We start from the raw sequence: 17,360 nt of genomic DNA, 5'->3' as shown, positions 1-17,360 counted from the left end.
ATGCCCTCATAAATTGTCCCGTGCATGGGAATGCCGGAATGCCGTCCTGCGTCTGCGATTCGCGAAGACAGGCCGATTTCGGTAACTTTTCCGCGCGCATAGAGGCTTGCGGCAACGGCGCGGGGCATGTCTTCCGGCCATCGTCAGCAGGGCGAAATGATTTGAGCAATGGATAACATCAAAGGGCTTCTCTTATGACCACGACCATTCCTACGCTTAGCGTGAGCCAAATCAGGAGCCTCTCGACCTCTCAGGTCGCGGCGTGGACGACGGAAGATGCGGCCGCCCTGTCGACCACCCAGATCAAGGCCCTTTCATCGGCCCAGATCGCCGCACTCGAGACCGAAGACCTCGCCGTATTCTCGACGACCCAGGTCAGCGCGATCTCCGCATCGGTCATCGTCGGCCTCACCCTCGACCAGCTCGCCATACTCACCACCGACAAGATCGAAAACCTGAACACGGCCCAGGTCGCGGCTCTGAGCACCAAGCAGGTGAACGCCTTCGACTCGTCTCAAGTCGAAGCCCTGACCTCCAGCCAGGTGGCAGCCCTCACCTCGGCCCAATTGGCGACGCTGACGACCGATGAAATCGCCACCTTCTCGACGGCCGACATCGCGGCGATCACGGCCAAGGCCCTGCCCGGCCTCTCCACGACTAACATCGCGACGCTGAGCTCTGACCAGATTGCGGCGTTGAAGACCACCCAGATCGCAGCCCTGACCACGGCCCAGATCGCCGCCCTGACATCGGATCAGGTCACCGCCCTCTCGACCCTTCAGTTCGCCGCTTTGACCTCGGCGCAGGTCAGGGCCTTGTCGACCGATAACATTGCCGCCCTCTCGACGGCGCAGATGGCAGCTCTGAGCACGAAGGCCGTCCCGGGCCTGACCGCTACTCAGATCGATGCTCTGTCATCCGACCAGGTTGACATTCTGTCCTCCCTTCAGATCGCGGCGCTGACGTCCACCCAGATCGCAGCCCTGACCACCGAAGATGTCGCGACCTTCTCGACCGCCGAAATCGCGGCGATCAGCTCGGCGGCAATTACCGGCCTGTCGAGCGAAACCATTGCCGTGCTGGGCACCGGTCAACTGGCCGCGCTGAAGACCAATCAGATTGCCGCGCTGAAGACCAGCCAGGTCGCGGTGCTGACGTCCGATCAGATTGCCGCACTGACAACGGCACAACTGGGAGCCTTGACTTCGCTCCAGGTCAAGGCCCTGTCCAGCGCCAGCATTCCGGCCTTGTCCTCCACCCAGATCGCCGCTCTCAGCACCAAGGCGGTCTCCGGCCTGACCTCAGCGCAGATCAGGGCCCTGACGTCCGACCAGATCGATGTCCTGTCGACCGCACAGATTGCCGCTCTGAGCTCGATCCAGATTGCGGCGCTGACCTCGGAAGATCTCGCGACCTTCTCCAGCGCTGATATCGCCGCGATCAGCTCGTCCGCCGTGATGGGTCTGACGACGAGCAATATTGCCGGCCTCAGCTCCGAGCAGATCGGCGCGCTGAAGACGACCCAGGTCGCGGCGCTGACCACCACCCAGATCGCCGCCCTCACATCGACCCAGATCGTTCTTCTGTCATCGACCCAGATCGGTGCGCTGACCTCGCTGCAGATCAAGGCTCTGTCGAGCACCAGCATCCCCGCGCTGACGACCGACCAGATCGCCGCGCTCGGCACCAAGGCGATCCCCGGTCTCACCTCGACCCAGATCGGCGCCCTGACAAGCGCTCAGATTGACGTTCTGACCTCGGCCCAGATCGCCGCCCTGACCTCGACCCAGGTCGCCGCCTTGTCCGCCGAGGACATCGCGACCTTCTCGACCGCCGAGATTGCAGCGATCAGTGCCTCGGCAATCGGCGGGCTTTCGACCGCAAACATCGCCGGACTGACCACCGAACAAGCCGCGGCCCTCAAGACAGCGCAGGTCGCAGTCCTGAAAACCACCCAGATCGCGGCGCTGACAACCGACCAGCTCGCAGCCCTGACCACGCTGCAGGTCGCCGCCCTGAACTCCGCCCAGATCCGGGCGATTTCCTCGGATAGCATCCCCGCCCTCTCGACAGGCCAGATTGCCGCCCTGAGCTCGAGGGCCGTTCCCGGCCTGACATCCGCCCAGATCGACGCCTTTTCCACCAGTCAATCGGAAGCACTGACCTCCGTTCTGGTCGGAGCAATGAGCTCGGCACAGATCGCCGCCCTGACTGACCAGGATATCGCGACTTTCTCGACGGCCGACATTGCCGCGATCGCGGCCAAGTCCGTGGTCGGACTGACCACCTTGAACATTGCCGCTCTGAGCCCCGACCAGATCGCGGCCCTGAAGACGACCCAGATCGCGGCTCTGACCACGGCTCAGGTCGCCGCGCTGACACCGTCGCAGATTTCCAACCTGAGCACCTCCCAGATTGCGTCACTCACCCAGGCGCAGGTCGCAGCACTGACGGACGACAATATCGCGGCTCTTTCGACCGCACAGGTGGCAGCCCTCAGCACCAAGGGTGTTACCGGCTTCACCAGCGCACAGATCGACGCCCTCTCCGTCATCCAGGTTGAAGCTCTGACCTCCGCCCAGATCGCCTCCCTGACATCGGCGCAAATCGCAGCCCTGAGCACCGCGGATCTTGCAGCGTTTTCGACCACCGAGATCGCCTCGATCAGCACGCTCGGGATTGGTGGCCTCTCGTCCGCCAACCTCGCGGCTTTGAGCTCGAACCACACGGCGGCACTGAAGACCAGCCAGATCGCGGCACTGAAGACCGGTCAGATCGCTGCACTCACCTCCAGCCAGATCGCGGCCCTGACGGCCACTCAGTTCAGCGCCCTGACTTCAACGCAGATCAAGGCTCTGTCCACCAGCAGCATCGCCGCCCTTTCGACCGACAAGGTCGCGGCACTCAGCACGACAGCGGTAGCCGGCCTGACCGCCGCCCAGGTCGAGGCTATGTCGCCGGAGCAGGTCGACGTCCTGTCGTCCGCTCAGATCGCGGCTCTCGGATCCGTTCAGTCCGCCGCACTGACGGCAGAGGACCTCGCGACCTTCTCGGCAGACGAAATCGCGGCCCTCTCCTCGGCCGCCATTTCCGCTCTTTCGACGAGCAACATCGCGTCGCTCACCAATGAGCAGATCTCTGCGATGACGACCAACCAGTTCGCCGCCCTGTCGTCGGGTCAGGTCGAAGCCTTGAGCTCCACCCAGATCGGCAACCTCTCCACCTCGCAGATTGCCGCCTTGAGCTCGGCCGGCATTTCGGGCCTGTCGACGGCCAAGATCTCCGCGCTCTCCGCCGATCAGATCGCCTCCATCAGCACCAAGGCGATCACCGGGTTGAGTTCAGCCCAGATCGAAGCCCTTTCGACCGGGCAGGCCGCCGCCCTGACCTCGGCCCTTGTCGGCGCCATGACCTCGGTCCAGATCGCCGCGCTGTCGACCGAGGATATCGCCACCTTCTCGACCGACGACATCGCAGCAATCAGCTCGACGGCGATTGCCGCCCTCGCGACCGAGACGATTGCCGCCCTCAGCCCCGACCAGGTTTCCGCGCTCAAGACCACCCAGCTCGCTGCGCTGTCTTCGAGCCAGGTCGATGCATTCGGCTCCGAACAGCTCGAGGCATTCTCCACCCTCCAGATTGCCGCATTGAGCTCCGGCGGCATCTCCGGTCTGTCGACGGCGAGCATCGCATCGCTGACGACGGAACAGGTCGCAGCGCTGAGCGCCAAGACGATTGCCGGTCTGACCTCGGCGCAGATCGAGGCCCTGACGACCGCGCAGGTCGAGTCGCTGACCTCGGTGCAGATCGCCGCCATGAACTCGGCGCAGATTTCCGCGCTGAGCACCGCCGATCTCGCGACCTTCACGACCGAGGAGATCGCCTCCGTCGGTTCCGCGGCGATTACCGGTCTGTCGACCGAAACCCTCGCATCGCTGAACACCGACCAGATCGCGGCACTGTCGACGACCCAGGTCGCCGCCCTGACCGCGAGCCAGGTCGGCGCACTCGGTTCAGGACAGGTCGCCGCCCTGACGACGGCCCAGATCGCCGCGCTGACCGCGACCCAGATCAAGACCGTATCCACCGCAAATATTGCCGCACTCTCCACTGACCAGGTCGCAGCCCTGAGTGCCAAAGCGATCGCCGGCCTCACGGCAGGGCAGATCGAGGCACTCAGCACCGATCAGATCGACACCCTGTCCTCGACCCAGATCGCCGCGCTGACATCGGCGCAGATCGCGGCCCTCAGCGCCGACGATCTTGAGACCTTCTCCTCTTCCGACATTGCGGCCATCGGCTCTGCGGCCCTTGCCGGATTGTCGACCGGCAACATCGCCGCCCTCAACCAGGAACAGGTCGCGGCGCTCACCACTGCACAGATCGCGGCGCTGACCTCCGGACAGGCTGCCGCGCTGACATCGACACAGGTCTCCGGCCTGACGACGGCCCAGGTCGGCGCCTTGAGCTCCACCGCCGTCGCCGGATTGACGACCGCAAGCGTCGCCGTTCTTTCCTCGGAACAAGTCGCAGCCCTGAGCTCGAAGGCGATCCCGGGCCTGAGTGCCGCCCAGATCACCGCGCTTTCGAGCACGCAGATCGAGGTGCTCTCCTCGGCTCAGATCGCCGCCCTCAGTTCCGACCAGATCGCGGCCCTCTCCGTCGCCGATCTTTCGACCTTCACCACCAGTGAGATCGCCGCTATCAGTTCGGCCGCGATCCCCGGTCTTTCGGCCGCGAACATCTCTGCACTCACTGTCGAGCGTGTTGCGGTGTTGACCAGCGGCCAGATCGCCGCACTGTCCGCCGCCCAGGTCGAAGCCCTGAGCTCGACGCAGGTCGGCAGCCTGACGACGGCGCAGATCGGCGCACTGAGCTCTGCCGGCATCTCCGGTCTGTCGACCGGCACGATCGCCGCGCTCTCGTCGGAACAGATCGCAGCGCTAAGCACCAAGGCCCTGCCGGGCCTGACATCCGGCCAGATCGGCGCGCTGTCGACGGCCCAGTTCGACACGCTGTCCTCGGTGCAGCTCGGAGCCCTTGGCTCGACCCAGGTTGCCGCCTTGTCGACGGGCCACCTCGCGACGCTCTCGACCGATGATCTCAATGCAATCAGTGCATCGGCGATCGCAGGTCTGTCGACGGCCAACATTGCCGCCCTGAGCACGGAAAAGGTCGCAGCCCTCTCGACCGCGCAGATGGCGGCCCTGAGCTTCAGCCAGATCCGCAGCCTGACCTCCACCCAGATCGCGGCGCTGACCACCGGGCAGATCGGCGCACTCAATGCGGTCCAGGTGGCCGCGCTCGGCACCGGCAACATCGCGGCACTGACCACAACCCAGGTGGTCGCCCTGAGTTCCAAGGCGCTCGCCGGCTTGACGACGGCGCAGGTCGCGGCCCTCTCGACCGTACAGGTCGAGGCCCTGACGGCATCCCAGGTCAGCGGGTTGAGTTCCATCCAGATCGCGGCTTTCGGCACCGAGGATTTTGCCACCTTCTCGACCGCCGACATCGCCTCGATCAGCACATCGGCACTTGCCGGCCTATCCACCGAGGATATCCACAACCTGTCGAGCGAGCAGTTGCAGGCGATCACCACCGACCAGATGGCCGCCCTCAACGCCGAGCAGATCGCCGCGATCGTCGAAGCCTACCAGTCCGTCTGAGAAGCGTAGCGGCGACGGCAGGAATGACATCGAACACGGCAACGGCCCCACCCCTGCGGGGTCGTTGTTCCGCTTCTCCTGCCCAAACGCAGCGTTTCGGCCTTCAAACCAGTGTCACGACCGACAGCTACCTGATCGCGATCACCCGGGTTCGCCCCGTGCTTCACGATCAGGGACATCGCGACAATGCCGACGCTGGAAGAAATTGCTCTCAGGGCCGGTTGCTCGATGGCAACCGTCAGCCGCGTCCTCAATCGCGGCGGTCCGGCCAGCGAGGGCATGGTCCGCCGGGTGCGCAAGGCCGCGTCGGATCTGGGCTACCATCGCGTCGACCGCATAAATCCCGGCACGCGCCGCCGGCCCGTCGTCGGCGTCCTCATTCCGAGCATCACCAATCCCGTGTTTGCCGCCTCCCTATCAGGCATTCAGAACCGGATGCGGGTTGCCGGCCATGGCGTGCTGATCGCCCAATCCGACTATGATCCGGCCCGCGAGATCGACGCGGTCGAATACCTGCTGGCGGAAAAGCCGACGGGGTTGATCTTGACGGTTTGCGATCCGGTTCGCAGCCAGCGCGCCCTGCCGGCCCAGCTGCCGCCGACCGTCCTGCTCAACAACCTGCCTAATGCCCGCTTTCGCGCGGCCGTCACCGTGGACAACCGCCTCGCCGGCCGAGAGATTTCCGAACACCTGATCGAGCAGGGGCATCGCGACATTCTCTTCGTCTCTGGCCATTTCGAGGCTTCCGACCGCGCACGCCTGCGGTACGACGGCTATTGCGAAGCCATGCTTGCTGCCGGATTGCCTGTGCTCGACGCGCTGCAGATTCCCTTCGTCACCGGCTATGACGGCCTCGATCTCGGCCTTGCCATGCAGCGCCGGCGGCCGACCGCGATCATCGCCTCGAATGACCTTCTGGCCCTCGGCGTGATAGGCGCCCTGCGCCGGGAGGGGCTCTCTGTGCCGGACCACGTTTCGGTTACAGGCTTCGACGGCATCCCGATCGGCCGGCTGATGCATCCACAGCTGACGACGATCGAAATGGCCGATGCCAGCATGGGAGCGACGGCAGCCTCTCTTCTGCTCGACATGGCCGAAAATTCCGCTGCTCCCCGTCACCTCCGGCTCGCGCACAAGCTGAACCCCGGCGGGACGGTCCGCCGGATTTCCACGGCAAACTGATAAAATAGAATGCGCCGCCTTGTGAGCGGCGCATCCGTTTCAGGAGAGCGAAGTCTCTCGTGTCAGCTGCGCGGCAGCAGGGCCTCGACTTCGGCAGCGGCATCGTCGAGCGCTTCCTTCGGCTCGGCCGACTGCTCGACCACGCGCGACAGGTTCTCGACGATCGTCTGCGTGACCTTCACGCCGTTCGAACCGGGGAAAGCATACCAGGGCTGCATCAGCGGCATCTGTTCGAGGCCGGCGCGGAACAGCGGGTTTTCCTTGTAGAAGTTGCCGAGATAGTCCGGCGACTTTGCGGCAAGCTCGTTGTTCGGGACGTAACCGGTGCCGGGAACGACGACCGAGGCACCGAAGGGGCCGGCGGCGAACTTGATGAACTTCCAGGCGGCTTCCTGCTTTTCGGCATCACGGGTCAGCATGACGGCCGCGTTGCCACCGGTCGGAAGCTTGCCGTTGGCCGGGTCGATCAGGGGGATATGACCGGTGCGCAGCTCGAACTTGTTGCCGACATTCTTGATGGTGTTGCGAAGTGCACCGGTCGTCATGAAGGCAAAGCCGACCTTGCCGGCGACGAAGGCCTGTTCGCCGGCCTGCTTGGTGAACACCGGAAGTCCGCCTTCCTTGACCAGGCGGTCGACCAGTTCGAAGGCCTTCTGACCTTCCGGACCGTTGAACGCCACGCCGCTTTCGTCATCCTTCAGCATCTGGCCGCCGGCCCCGAACAGCAGCGCGGAGAACATCCAGTCGTCGCCCTGCCAGCGGAAGTCGATGCCTTCATTACCGTCACCGAGTGCCTTGATCTTGGACGACAGCGCGATCACTTCGTCCCAGGTCTTCGGCGGCTGATCCGGGTTGCCGCCGACTTTGCGGACGAGATCGGCGTTGTAATACATGATCGGGTTGGAGGTAGCGAAGGCGAGGCCGACCTGCTTGCGCTTGACCTGGGCGAGCTTCAGGATGTTGTCGGAAAAGCCCTGCTCGGCCATGTTGCCGTCCTTGGCCATGAAGGGAGCGAGATCGACCGGAATGTCGCGCTCGTTGACCATGCGCAGGCGGTTGAGGCCGATGAAGGTGACATCCGGCATTTCGGCCGTGCCGGCCTGGCGCATGATGGTCTGGATGCCTTCTTCATAGGTCGCCGAAGGATTGGCGAAGGTGATCTTGATGTCCGGGTTTTCTTCCATGAACTTCTTCGAGATCGTGTCCATCACGTCCTTGAAGAAGCCGGGCATCGGATAGTGCACGTTGAGCGTGGTCTCGGCATGGGCAGGCATGCTGACGGCGAGCGTCACAGCTGCCGCAGCCAGCGCCTTCTTGAGATAGGTCATCGCAGGTCTCCTTGGGTTGCGACCGATCAGCCTTTCAGACCGGTCATGGTGATGCCCTCGACGAAACGCTTCTGCGCGAGCAGGAAGGCGAGCACGAGGGGAAGGGTGATGATGAGGGTGGCCGCCATCAGCGCGCCGTAGTCGTCGCCGGCTTCCGCCGCGCGGAAGTACAGAAGGCCAAGCGGCGGCGTGGCATAGGCCTGGTTGGTGACGACGATCAGCGGCCAGAACAGGTCATTCCAGTGCGCCACGACCGAGAAGATCGAAAAGGCGGTGATCGCCGGCCAGGCATTCGGCACGATGACCCGCGCGACGATGCCGACCTCGGACATGCCGTCGAGTCGCGCCGCATGGATCAGGTCATCGGGAATGCCGCGGAAGAACTGCAGGAAGAGGAAGATGGCAAACACCGAGATCGAGAACGGCGCGACCAGCGCGAAATAGCTGTTGAGCACGGCCAAGCGATCGAAAGCGACATAGAGCGGCAAGGCCGTTGCATGGATCGGCACCAGCAGACCGAGCATGACCAGCGCCATCATCACCCGTGCCGCCCGGAAGGACAGCTTGGCCATGGCATAGGCGCACGGAATGGCGACGATCACCTGAACGACCAGGATGAGGCCGCAAACGATTACCCCGTTGACGAGCAGCCCGCCCATGGAGACCCGGCCGAACGCCTTGGCGAAATTCTCCGCATAGGACCAGGTTTGCGGGATCAGCGACAGGGAGGAGGAGAAGATCTCGCTTTGCGCCTTGCCGGCGGTCGAAATCATGAAGATGTAGGGAGCCAGGAAGATGACGGCCCCGAGCGACAGGACGGCAAGGCGCATGGCCCGTCCTAGGGTGAAGCGGTCGGCCATCATGCGTAGTGCACCTTCCGGTCCATGACACGGTACTGGAGAAACATCAGCGACACGAGGATCGCCAGGAAGATGACCGTCATCGCCGAGGCATAGCCGACCCTCAGGTAGACGAAGCCCTCCTGGTAGATGGTGAAGAGCAGCACCTCGGAGGCCTTGTTGGGCCCGCCCTCGGTCAAGGTCTTGACGGTCTCGAACACCTTGACCGCGTTGATGATGCTGATCGTGGTGACGAAGAGCGTGGTCGGCCCGAGCATGGGCCATGTCACCAGCCGGAAGCGGGAGACCGCCGAACGCGCACCATCGACCTCGGCCGCCTGGTAGAGCTCGCGCGGGATCGCCGAGAGGCCGGCGAGGAAGAGCACCATGTTGAAGCCCGTCGACTGCCAGATGCCGATGATCGACAGGCTGGTCATCACCGTGCTTGAGGCCCCGAGCCAGTTCGGCCCCGCGATGCCGACAAGCGCAAGCGCGGCATTGATCGGCCCGATGGTCGGGTGAAAAAGATATTGCCAGACGGTGGCCATGGCGACGAGCAGCGAGGCCACCGGCAGGAAGTAGACGGTCCGGAATAGGCTCTTGCCCCATCCTTCCGCCTCGATCAGCAGCGCGATCGCAAGACCGAGGGCCATCGAGACGGGCGCGACGATCGCCGCGTAGACCGCGGTGTTCCACAACGACTTGCGAAAGGTACGATCGTTGAGGAGCTCGGCATAGTTCTCGAAGCCGACGAAGTTGAAGCTGCCGTATCCCAGCTCGAAATCGGTGAAGCCAAGGAAGAGCACCGCGATCGTCGGCAGGATGATGAAGAGCAGCAGCAGCACCAGCGCCGGAGCGGAAAGCATCATGGCGAGCCTAGCCTCGCGGCGGCCTGCGACGTCGGCCGCCGAAGGTGCGGGCCGGGCAGTAGCCGGGAAAGACACGACGCTAGCCATGCAGAACTTCCTCCTGCCCGGCAGAGACCGTGGCAAGGCCGGCGGCAAGCCGCTCGCCGTGTTCGTCGAACAGCAGGATCGCCCTCGGATCGAGCTTCAGCTCGACGCGTTGTCCGGCTTCCAGCCCGATCGCCGCGGACGGCGCGAGCTTGGCGACGACCATGCCGTCCATCGCAGCGAGCTTGGTGAATACCACCACTTCCGAGCCGAGGAACTCGAGCCGTTCGATGCGGGCCGGCATGCCGCCCTCGCCGGCACCGGCAAGCCGAACGAATTCCGGACGGAAGGCGACCGTCACCGCCGTTGCCGATTTCAGATGGCTGCGCGGTGCGAGGCGAACGTCGCCCGCCTGTACGAGCCCGCGATTGTCGACCACCGTCTGCAGCACGTTGATCCGCGGTTGCCCGAGGAACTTGGCGACCTCGAGATGGGCCGGATCGTCGTAGATCCTGCGCGGGCTGTCGAGCTGCAGGAGCCGGCCGCCGATCATCACCGCGACGCGGTCGGCCATCGACAGCGCTTCCGACTGGTCATGCGTGACATAGAGCGTCGGAACGCCGGCCTTGCGATGCAGATCGACGATCTCGCCGCGCGCATGGACGCGAAGATTGGCGTCGAGGTTGGAAAGCGGCTCGTCCATCAGGAACACGTTGGGATGGCGCACCATGGCGCGGGCGAGTGCCACGCGCTGGCGCTGGCCGCCGGACATCTGGCCCGGCTTGCGGTCGAGCAGATGGTCGATCTTCAGAGAGGTCGCCATTTCCCGGACCTGCCGCTGGATGTCGGCGCGCACCCGGCGCTGCTCCGCCAGCATGGACCCGATCAGCGGCAGCCGCCCGGCCGTTGAAAGGCGCCGCATGGCAAGCGGTACGGCGATGTTCTGCCCCGCGGTCAGGTGCGGATAGAGCGCGTAGGACTGGAACACCATGGCGATGTTGCGATCACTGGCCGCCTTGCCGGAGACCTCTTCGCCACCGATGACGATCTCGCCGCGGTCGGCGTGGTCGAGGCCGGCGGCGATACGCAGAAGCGTGCTCTTGCCGCAGCCGGAGGGACCGACCAGCGAGATGAACTCGCCCGGCTCGGCCTCGAGGCTCACGCCCTTCAGGATGCTGTTGCCTGCATAGGACTTGTTGATGTCGTGAAGGCTGAAGACGCTCATTCCGCCGCCTCCGTCGGAACCGCGGTGATGTTGCGCGGATAGACTTCGTCGATCACGTCGTCGAGCACATGGGCGGTCATGCCTGGAACGCGAACGATCTCGCTCTTCACGTCATCGGCGAAATGATGCACGACCGCGCCGACCAGCCGCTCGCCGGGCATCAGCCGCTCCAGCTTGTCGAGGATGAAGGAGGTCGGCGGTGCCCAGACGAGTTGCGTGTTCCCGACCATGCCCTGCCAGGTCCAGTGCAGGTGGCCGCTGGCATAAAGAGCCACGTCGTGAGCCGCCAGAAGATCGAGCAGGCGCTGGCGTTCGTCCGGACGCGCACCCCAGTAGCCGGTGTCGCCTTCGTCCGCATCGTCGACGAACAGAGGCTTATGGGCGAAGATCGCGATCCGGCGTGCTTCGCGCGTCTCGAGCATGTCGGTCAGCCAGACGAACTGCTCTTCTTCCTCGGGGTGGCCCGATCCGACGAGCAGGCTGTTCAGTCCGATCAGGCGCCAGTTGCCGACATCCTTGGCAAAACGGTCCGGACCGGCAAGCCGGCGCCAGCGCTCGAGCCGCAGGTCGTCGATCGGCTGATGCGAGCCCGGCATGTGGCCGACGTCGTGATTGCCCGGCACGATCAGGGCCGGAACGCCGAGTTCGTTCATCAGCCCCATCGAAAACAGGATGTCGTCTTCGCGGTCCGCTCCATCGATGGTCAGGTCACCGGTATGCACGACGAGATCGGGCGCGACCTCGTCGATCCAGCGCCTGATGGGGTCCCAGTTGCCGTTGAAATGCGGCTTGGTGGGGCTGAAATGGGTATCGCTGATCTGGACGATCTTCATGGTCGGGCACCTTCTGAACACAGGGCCGCGCCGGTTTCGATAAACCGCGGCGCGCTGCCAAGTTCTCTTAGGTGCTCTCCATGTCAGCTGCGTAAGGCGTCTTTCAGTGTTCTTTCAAAACCGTCATCAATCCGTCAGGAACGGCTTTCTGCCCGGCCTTCAAGGGGCCCGGCACAACAGATTGCGGCAGACCGGCAGGTCGTCGAGGCCACCTCCGGTACTCGCCACTGATAGGGAAACGATCACATTCCGAATTTATTTGACACATGTATGATAAGTGACATATTTTTGCGTTCAAACACGCAGAGCACCGCTGCAGACGACTGGGTACAGCAGGCGAAAAGCGCTTGAACATCCGCCGCCCAAAGCAGGAATGATCTGACATCGCAGCCTTTCCAAACTGGGGAACAACATGACGAACAGCGCGCCACGCAACTGCCGCGTCGGGGTCGACATCGGGGGAACTTTTACCGACATCGCCCTGGATCTCGACGGAACCCTCCACTCCACCAAGATCCTCACCGACTATGCGGCGCCGGAGCGGGCCATCATCGCCGGCGTGAAGTCGGTGGCCGATACCGCCGGGATCGCCCTGTCGGACATCGACATCCTCATTCACGGAACGACGCTTGCGACAAACGCGCTGATCGAGCGGCGCGGTGCCCGGACAGCCTTCGTTACCACCGAGGGTTTCCGCGACGTTCTCGAAATGCGCACCGAGAACCGGTTCGAGCAGTACGACCTGAACATCGCCCTGCCGCCGGCCCTGATCGAACGCGCCGACCGCTTCGTGGTGCGCGAACGCATCGACGCCACCGGAAAGGTCCTGCTGCCGCTTGATGAGGCATCAGTCGCGGCAGTCGTCGAGCAGATCGCCGCCGGCGATTACGAGAGCGTCGCGATCGGCTTCATCCATGCCTATGCCAACGGAGACCACGAGGCGCGCGTTCGCAAAGCCCTTCTGAAGCGCCTCCCGCATCTTTCGGTATCGATCTCCTCCGAGGTTTCGCCGCAAATGCGCGAGTTCGAGCGCTTCAACACCGTCTGCGCCAACGCCTATGTCAAGCCGGCGATCAAGTCCTACCTGGACCGCCTCGTCGTCTCGCTGAAGGAAATCGGCGTCGGCTGCCCGGTCTTCATGATCCATTCGGGTGGCGGCATCGTCTCTGTCGAAAGCGCATCGGAATTCCCGGTTCGCCTCGTTGAATCGGGCCCCGCCGGCGGCGCCATCTTTGCCGCCGACATCGCCCGCCACCACGGGCTCGATACCGTGCTTTCCTTCGACATGGGCGGCACGACCGCCAAGATCTGCCTGATCGAGAACCAGGTGCCGAAGACGGCCAAGACCTTCGAGGTCGCCCGCACCTACCGGTTCCGCAAGGGCTCGGGCATGCCGATCTCCATTCCCGTGGTCGAGATGGTCGAAATCGGCGCCGGCGGCGGCTCGATCGCCAGTGTCGATGCCATGCGCCAGATCCGTGTCGGCCCGCACAGCGCGGCCTCCGAGCCCGGTCCGGCCTGCTACCAGCGCGGCGGCACCAGACCCACGGTAACGGATGCTGATCTCCTTCTCGGCAAGCTCGACCCCGACAACTTCGCCGGCGGCGCCATTCCCCTCTCCATTGAGGCAAGCCGCAGCGCGATGACGAACGAGATCGGCAGCGTCATCAATTTAGATGCCGAGGCCGCAGCCTACGGCACCTGTGAAATGGTCGACGAGAACATGGCGAATGCCGGCCGCGTCCACGCGGTCGAGAACGGCAAAGACATTTCCGACTTCACCATGATCACCTTCGGCGGCGCCGGCCCGCTTCACGCGGCGCGCCTCTGCGAGAAGATGGGCATCTCGACCTTCCTCGTCCCTCCGGGTGCAGGCGTCGGCTCGGCGATCGGCTTCCTCAAGGCACCGTTCGGCTACGAGTCCGTTCGCAGCGCCGTGTTCAGCCTGTCCCGCTTCGATGTGGGTGAGGCCAACCAGCTGCTCGCGGTGATGCGCGACGAGGCGATGCGCTTCGTCGAGGGCGGCCTCGAAACGGCAGACCCCGTGATCGAGCGCACGGTGTTCATGCGTTATGCCGGCCAGGGCTGGGACATTCCGGTATCCCTGCCCTTCGGCGAATTCGACGCGGCGAGTGCTGCAAGGGTGGTCGAGCTTTTCGAACAGGAGTATGCGCGCTTCTTCGGCCGCGCGATCGAGGGTCTCGACATCGAGATCGTCAGCTGGTCGGTCAAGGTCAGCTCGCCGCTCGCCGAAGTGACCCGTGTTCCGCCGGTCGCCGCCGGCGCGGTCGTCGAGCCGACCGTTCGCCGCAAGGTCTTCGATGCCGCAAGCCACGTATATCTCGACGCCGGCATTCACGGCCGCGCCGACCTGAAGCCCGGCGACGTGGTCAACGGCCCCGCCGTCATCGTCGAGCGGGAAACCTCGACCTTGCTCACATCCTCGTTCAAGGCGATCCCGCAGAACGACGGCTGCCTTCTCGTAACCCGCCGCTGAGGACCCTTCCATGAACCAGTCCATGATCGACATCCATATGCAGGTGATGTGGAACCGGCTCATCTCGGTCGTCGAGGAGCAGGCTCAGACACTGATCCGCACGGCGTTCTCGACGAGCGTCCGCGAGGCGGGCGACCTGTCCGCCGGCGTCTTCGACCTGAAAGGACAGATGCTCGCCCAGGCCGTCACCGGCACGCCCGGCCACGTCAACGCCATGGCGGAATCGGTCGCCCACTTCATCAATGACATCGGCCCCGACAACATCTTCGAGGGCGACGTCTACATCACCAACGACCCCTGGAAGGGCACCGGCCACCTGCACGACATCACGATCGTCACGCCGTCCTTCTACCGCGGCAAGCTGGTCGGCTACTTCGCCTCCACCGCCCATGTGGTCGACGTCGGCGGTCGCGGCTTCGGTCCCGATGCGCGCGAGGTCTACGAAGAAGGCCTCTTCATCCCGATCATGAAGTTCTTCGAGTGCGGCCAGGTAAACCGGACGCTGGTCGAGATCGTCAAGAACAACGTGCGCGAGAACGACAAGGTCGTCGGCGACCTCTACGCGCTCGCCGCTTGCAACGAGACCGGACACCGGCGCCTCGTCGACATGCTGACAGAGTTCAACCTCGACGACCTGGGCATGATCGGCTCCTTCATCCTGAAGCACAGCCGCGAAGCCACGCTGGAGCGCCTGCGCAACCTGCCGCACGGCTCCTGGTCCTACAGCCTCGATCTCGACGGCTATGACGAGCCGGTGAAGCTCGCCGCGAAGCTGACCATCGGCGCGGAGGGCGTCGTCGTCGATTTCGACGGCACCTCGGGCATGAGCAAGTTCGGCATCAACGTGCCGCTCGTCTATGCCAAGGCCTATGCCTGCTATGGCATCAAGTGCGTGGTCGCGCCCGAAATCCCCAACAACGCGGCGTCGCTGGCCCCCTTCGACGTCGTGGCGCCGGAAGGCTGCATCCTGAATGCCAAGCGCCCGGCACCGGTCGCCGTGCGCCACGTGCTCGGCCATTTCGTGCCGGATCTGGTGCTCGGCGCCCTTCACCAGGCATTGCCCGGCCAAGTGCCGGCAGAAGGTGCGAGCGCCCTTTGGAACTTGCACATGAGCGTCCGCCCGGTCGCCGACCAGATCGGCGGCAAGGGCGCGGAAATCCTGATGTTCAATTCCGGCGGTACCGGCGCCCGTCCCGCGCTCGACGGCCTCAACGCCACCGCGTTCCCGAGCGGCGTGCACACCATGCCGATCGAGGCGACGGAAAATGTCGGCCCGATCATCGTCTGGCGCAAGGAGCTTCGCGAAGGTTCCGGCGGCGCCGGCGCGCAGCGCGGCGGCCTCGGGCAGACCATCGAGATTGCCGCCGCGGAGGGATACAGCTTCCGCTTCTCGGCGATGTTCGACCGCCTCGGCCATCCGGCCCGCGGACGTGACGGCGGTGGCGAAGGCGCGGCGGGCTCGGTTGCGCTCGACGACGGCACGACGCTCAGGGGCAAGGGCCTGCAATTCGTACCCGAGGGCCGCAAGCTGGTGCTGCAGCTTCCCGGCGGCGGCGGTTACGGCGACCCGGCCGAACGACCCGCCGCAGCCGTCGACCACGACCTTGCGCAAGGTTACATCACCGCCGAACAGGCAGTCGCCTACGGAGCTGCGAAGAATCCGGGACCGAAAGCATGACCATCACATTCGAAAGCGCCCGCGCCGCCAGCATCAAGTCCTCGCCCTCGATGGCCGTATCGATGGCGGCCAAGGCCATGCGTGCGAAGGGTGAAGACGTCATCGACCTCTCGCTCGGCGAGCCCGATTTCGACACGCCCGCCTTCATCGTCGAAGCGGCGATCGAGGCGATGCGGAGCGGCAAGACGCGCTACACCAGCCCTGACGGTCTGCCGGAACTGCGCGCCGCGATCGTTGCGAAGTTCAAGCGCGAGAACGGCCTGGACTTCGAGATGGACGAGATCTCGATCGGCAACGGCGCCAAGCAGATCCTGTTCAACGCCTTCCTCGGAACGCTCGAACCGGGCGACGAGGTGATCGTGCCGGCCCCCTACTGGGTGTCCTACACCGACATCGTCATCCTGCATGGCGGCGTGCCGCGGATCGTTCCCTGCGGCGTTGAGGAGGACTTCAAGCTCACGCCCGCGAAACTCGAGGCGGCGATCACCCCGAAGACGCGCTGGTTCCTGTTCAACTCGCCGTCCAACCCGACCGGTGCGATCTACTCGGCCGCCGAGCTGAAGGCCCTCGGCGAAGTGCTAGAACGGCATCCCCATGTCTGCGTGATGTCGGACGAGATCTACGAGCACATCGTCTGCGGCGACGTGCCCTTCGTCTCCTTCGGCGTCGCCTGCCCTTCACTGCGGGAGCGGACCCTGATCATCAACGGTGTGTCCAAGGCCTATGCGATGACCGGCTGGCGGCTCGGCTATGCGGCCGGCCCGAAGAGCCTGACGAAGGTGCTCAACAAGATGCAGTCGCAGAGCACGACCTGCCCCTCCTCGATCTCGCAGATCGCAGCAGCCGCCGCACTCAACGGACCCCAGGATTTCGTGAGGACCGCGGTTGCCGAATACAAGGCGCGCGGCGCCATCGTCGCGAGCGGCTTTGCCGCAATTCCGGGCCTTGACGTGCGTGCGCCGGAAGGTGCCTTCTATCTGTTCCCGAAATGCGAGGCCTATATCGGCAAGATGGCGCCCGACGGAACACGGATCGAGACGGACACCCAGCTTGCGAGCTACCTGCTGACGGAAGGCAAGGTAGCGACCGTTCCGGGTGCAGCCTTCGGCGTCGAGCCCTATATCCGTCTTTCCTTCGCGACCTCGCGCGAAAATCTCTCCATTGCGATCGAGCGGGTCGGTGAGGCCCTCTCCAAGCTCAGATAACCGGTTTCAAGGAT

At 64.4% G+C, this 17,360-nt stretch carries 10 protein-coding genes; 5 read left to right on the top strand and 5 right to left on the bottom strand.

The window, feature by feature from the left end; genetic code table 11:
* Positions 1–194 precede the first annotated feature (194 nt).
* Entirely contained in the window at positions 195–5,666 is a 5,472-nt protein-coding gene (locus ACX93L_RS19350) for a beta strand repeat-containing protein (RefSeq protein WP_459406348.1), read from the top strand.
* A gap of 186 nt (positions 5,667–5,852) precedes the next feature.
* A complete protein-coding gene (locus ACX93L_RS19345; RefSeq protein ID WP_459406347.1) occupies positions 5,853–6,848 on the top strand; it encodes a substrate-binding domain-containing protein in 996 nt (331 codons plus the stop codon).
* Positions 6,849–6,910: 62 nt separating this feature from the next.
* Here the strand turns inward: ACX93L_RS19345 and ACX93L_RS19340 are convergent, their stop codons facing one another.
* Genes ACX93L_RS19340 through ACX93L_RS19320 form a run of 5 tightly spaced genes read right to left on the bottom strand, consistent with a single transcriptional unit; the run spans position 6,911 to position 11,966 of the window.
* Complete coding sequence (locus ACX93L_RS19340) at positions 6,911–8,176, bottom strand: ABC transporter substrate-binding protein (protein ID WP_459406346.1); 1,266 nt, start codon at positions 8,174–8,176, stop codon at positions 6,911–6,913.
* 26 nt (positions 8,177–8,202) lie between these two features.
* Complete coding sequence (locus ACX93L_RS19335; RefSeq protein ID WP_459406345.1) at positions 8,203–9,039, bottom strand: carbohydrate ABC transporter permease; 837 nt, start codon at positions 9,037–9,039, stop codon at positions 8,203–8,205.
* Positions 9,036–9,971 (bottom strand): carbohydrate ABC transporter permease, encoded by a 936-nt coding sequence (locus tag ACX93L_RS19330; RefSeq protein WP_459406344.1) that lies wholly within the window; start codon positions 9,969–9,971, stop codon positions 9,036–9,038. The genes ACX93L_RS19335 and ACX93L_RS19330 overlap by 4 nt, the downstream gene beginning before the upstream one ends.
* Positions 9,964–11,133 carry an ABC transporter ATP-binding protein gene (locus tag ACX93L_RS19325; RefSeq protein ID WP_459406343.1) on the bottom strand — a complete coding sequence of 390 codons (1,170 nt, stop codon included), beginning with the start codon at positions 11,131–11,133 and terminating at the stop codon, positions 9,964–9,966. Before ACX93L_RS19325 ends, ACX93L_RS19330 begins: the two co-directional genes overlap by 8 nt.
* Entirely contained in the window at positions 11,130–11,966 is an 837-nt protein-coding gene (locus ACX93L_RS19320; protein ID WP_459406342.1) for a metallophosphoesterase family protein, read from the bottom strand. Before ACX93L_RS19320 ends, ACX93L_RS19325 begins: the two co-directional genes overlap by 4 nt.
* 412 nt (positions 11,967–12,378) lie before the next feature.
* Here ACX93L_RS19320 and ACX93L_RS19315 point away from each other — a divergent pair, with 412 nt between their 5' ends.
* The 3 genes from ACX93L_RS19315 to ACX93L_RS19305 are packed head-to-tail and all read left to right on the top strand — an operon-like array spanning position 12,379 to position 17,346.
* The gene (locus ACX93L_RS19315) at positions 12,379–14,463 is read left to right on the top strand and encodes a hydantoinase/oxoprolinase family protein (protein WP_459406341.1); all 2,085 of its coding nucleotides are present in this window, start codon (positions 12,379–12,381) and stop codon (positions 14,461–14,463) included.
* Between the two features lie 10 nt (positions 14,464–14,473).
* Positions 14,474–16,141 (top strand): hydantoinase B/oxoprolinase family protein, encoded by a 1,668-nt coding sequence (locus ACX93L_RS19310; protein ID WP_459406340.1) that lies wholly within the window; start codon positions 14,474–14,476, stop codon positions 16,139–16,141.
* Positions 16,138–17,346 (top strand): pyridoxal phosphate-dependent aminotransferase, encoded by a 1,209-nt coding sequence (locus tag ACX93L_RS19305; RefSeq protein WP_459406339.1) that lies wholly within the window; start codon positions 16,138–16,140, stop codon positions 17,344–17,346. Before ACX93L_RS19310 ends, ACX93L_RS19305 begins: the two co-directional genes overlap by 4 nt.
* Positions 17,347–17,360: the final 14 nt, after the last annotated feature.

This window comes from Rhizobium sp. CAU 1783 (assembly GCF_054551725.1).
Note: the sequence above shows the minus strand (reverse complement) of the source record. Positions and strands in the feature narration are given on the sequence as shown.

Excerpts from the sequence above, each read along its gene's own strand:
- ACX93L_RS19350 (WP_459406348.1), top strand. The coding sequence starts at position 195 with ATGACCACGACCATTCCTACGCTTAGCGTGAGCCAAATCAGGAGCCTC.
- ACX93L_RS19345 (WP_459406347.1), top strand. The coding sequence starts at position 5,853 with ATGCCGACGCTGGAAGAAATTGCTCTCAGGGCCGGTTGCTCGATGGCA.
- ACX93L_RS19340 (WP_459406346.1), bottom strand. The coding sequence starts at position 8,176 with ATGACCTATCTCAAGAAGGCGCTGGCTGCGGCAGCTGTGACGCTCGCC.
- ACX93L_RS19335 (WP_459406345.1), bottom strand. The coding sequence starts at position 9,039 with ATGATGGCCGACCGCTTCACCCTAGGACGGGCCATGCGCCTTGCCGTC.
- ACX93L_RS19330 (WP_459406344.1), bottom strand. The coding sequence starts at position 9,971 with ATGGCTAGCGTCGTGTCTTTCCCGGCTACTGCCCGGCCCGCACCTTCG.
- ACX93L_RS19325 (WP_459406343.1), bottom strand. The coding sequence starts at position 11,133 with ATGAGCGTCTTCAGCCTTCACGACATCAACAAGTCCTATGCAGGCAAC.
- ACX93L_RS19320 (WP_459406342.1), bottom strand. The coding sequence starts at position 11,966 with ATGAAGATCGTCCAGATCAGCGATACCCATTTCAGCCCCACCAAGCCG.
- ACX93L_RS19315 (WP_459406341.1), top strand. The coding sequence starts at position 12,379 with ATGACGAACAGCGCGCCACGCAACTGCCGCGTCGGGGTCGACATCGGG.
- ACX93L_RS19310 (WP_459406340.1), top strand. The coding sequence starts at position 14,474 with ATGAACCAGTCCATGATCGACATCCATATGCAGGTGATGTGGAACCGG.
- ACX93L_RS19305 (WP_459406339.1), top strand. The coding sequence starts at position 16,138 with ATGACCATCACATTCGAAAGCGCCCGCGCCGCCAGCATCAAGTCCTCG.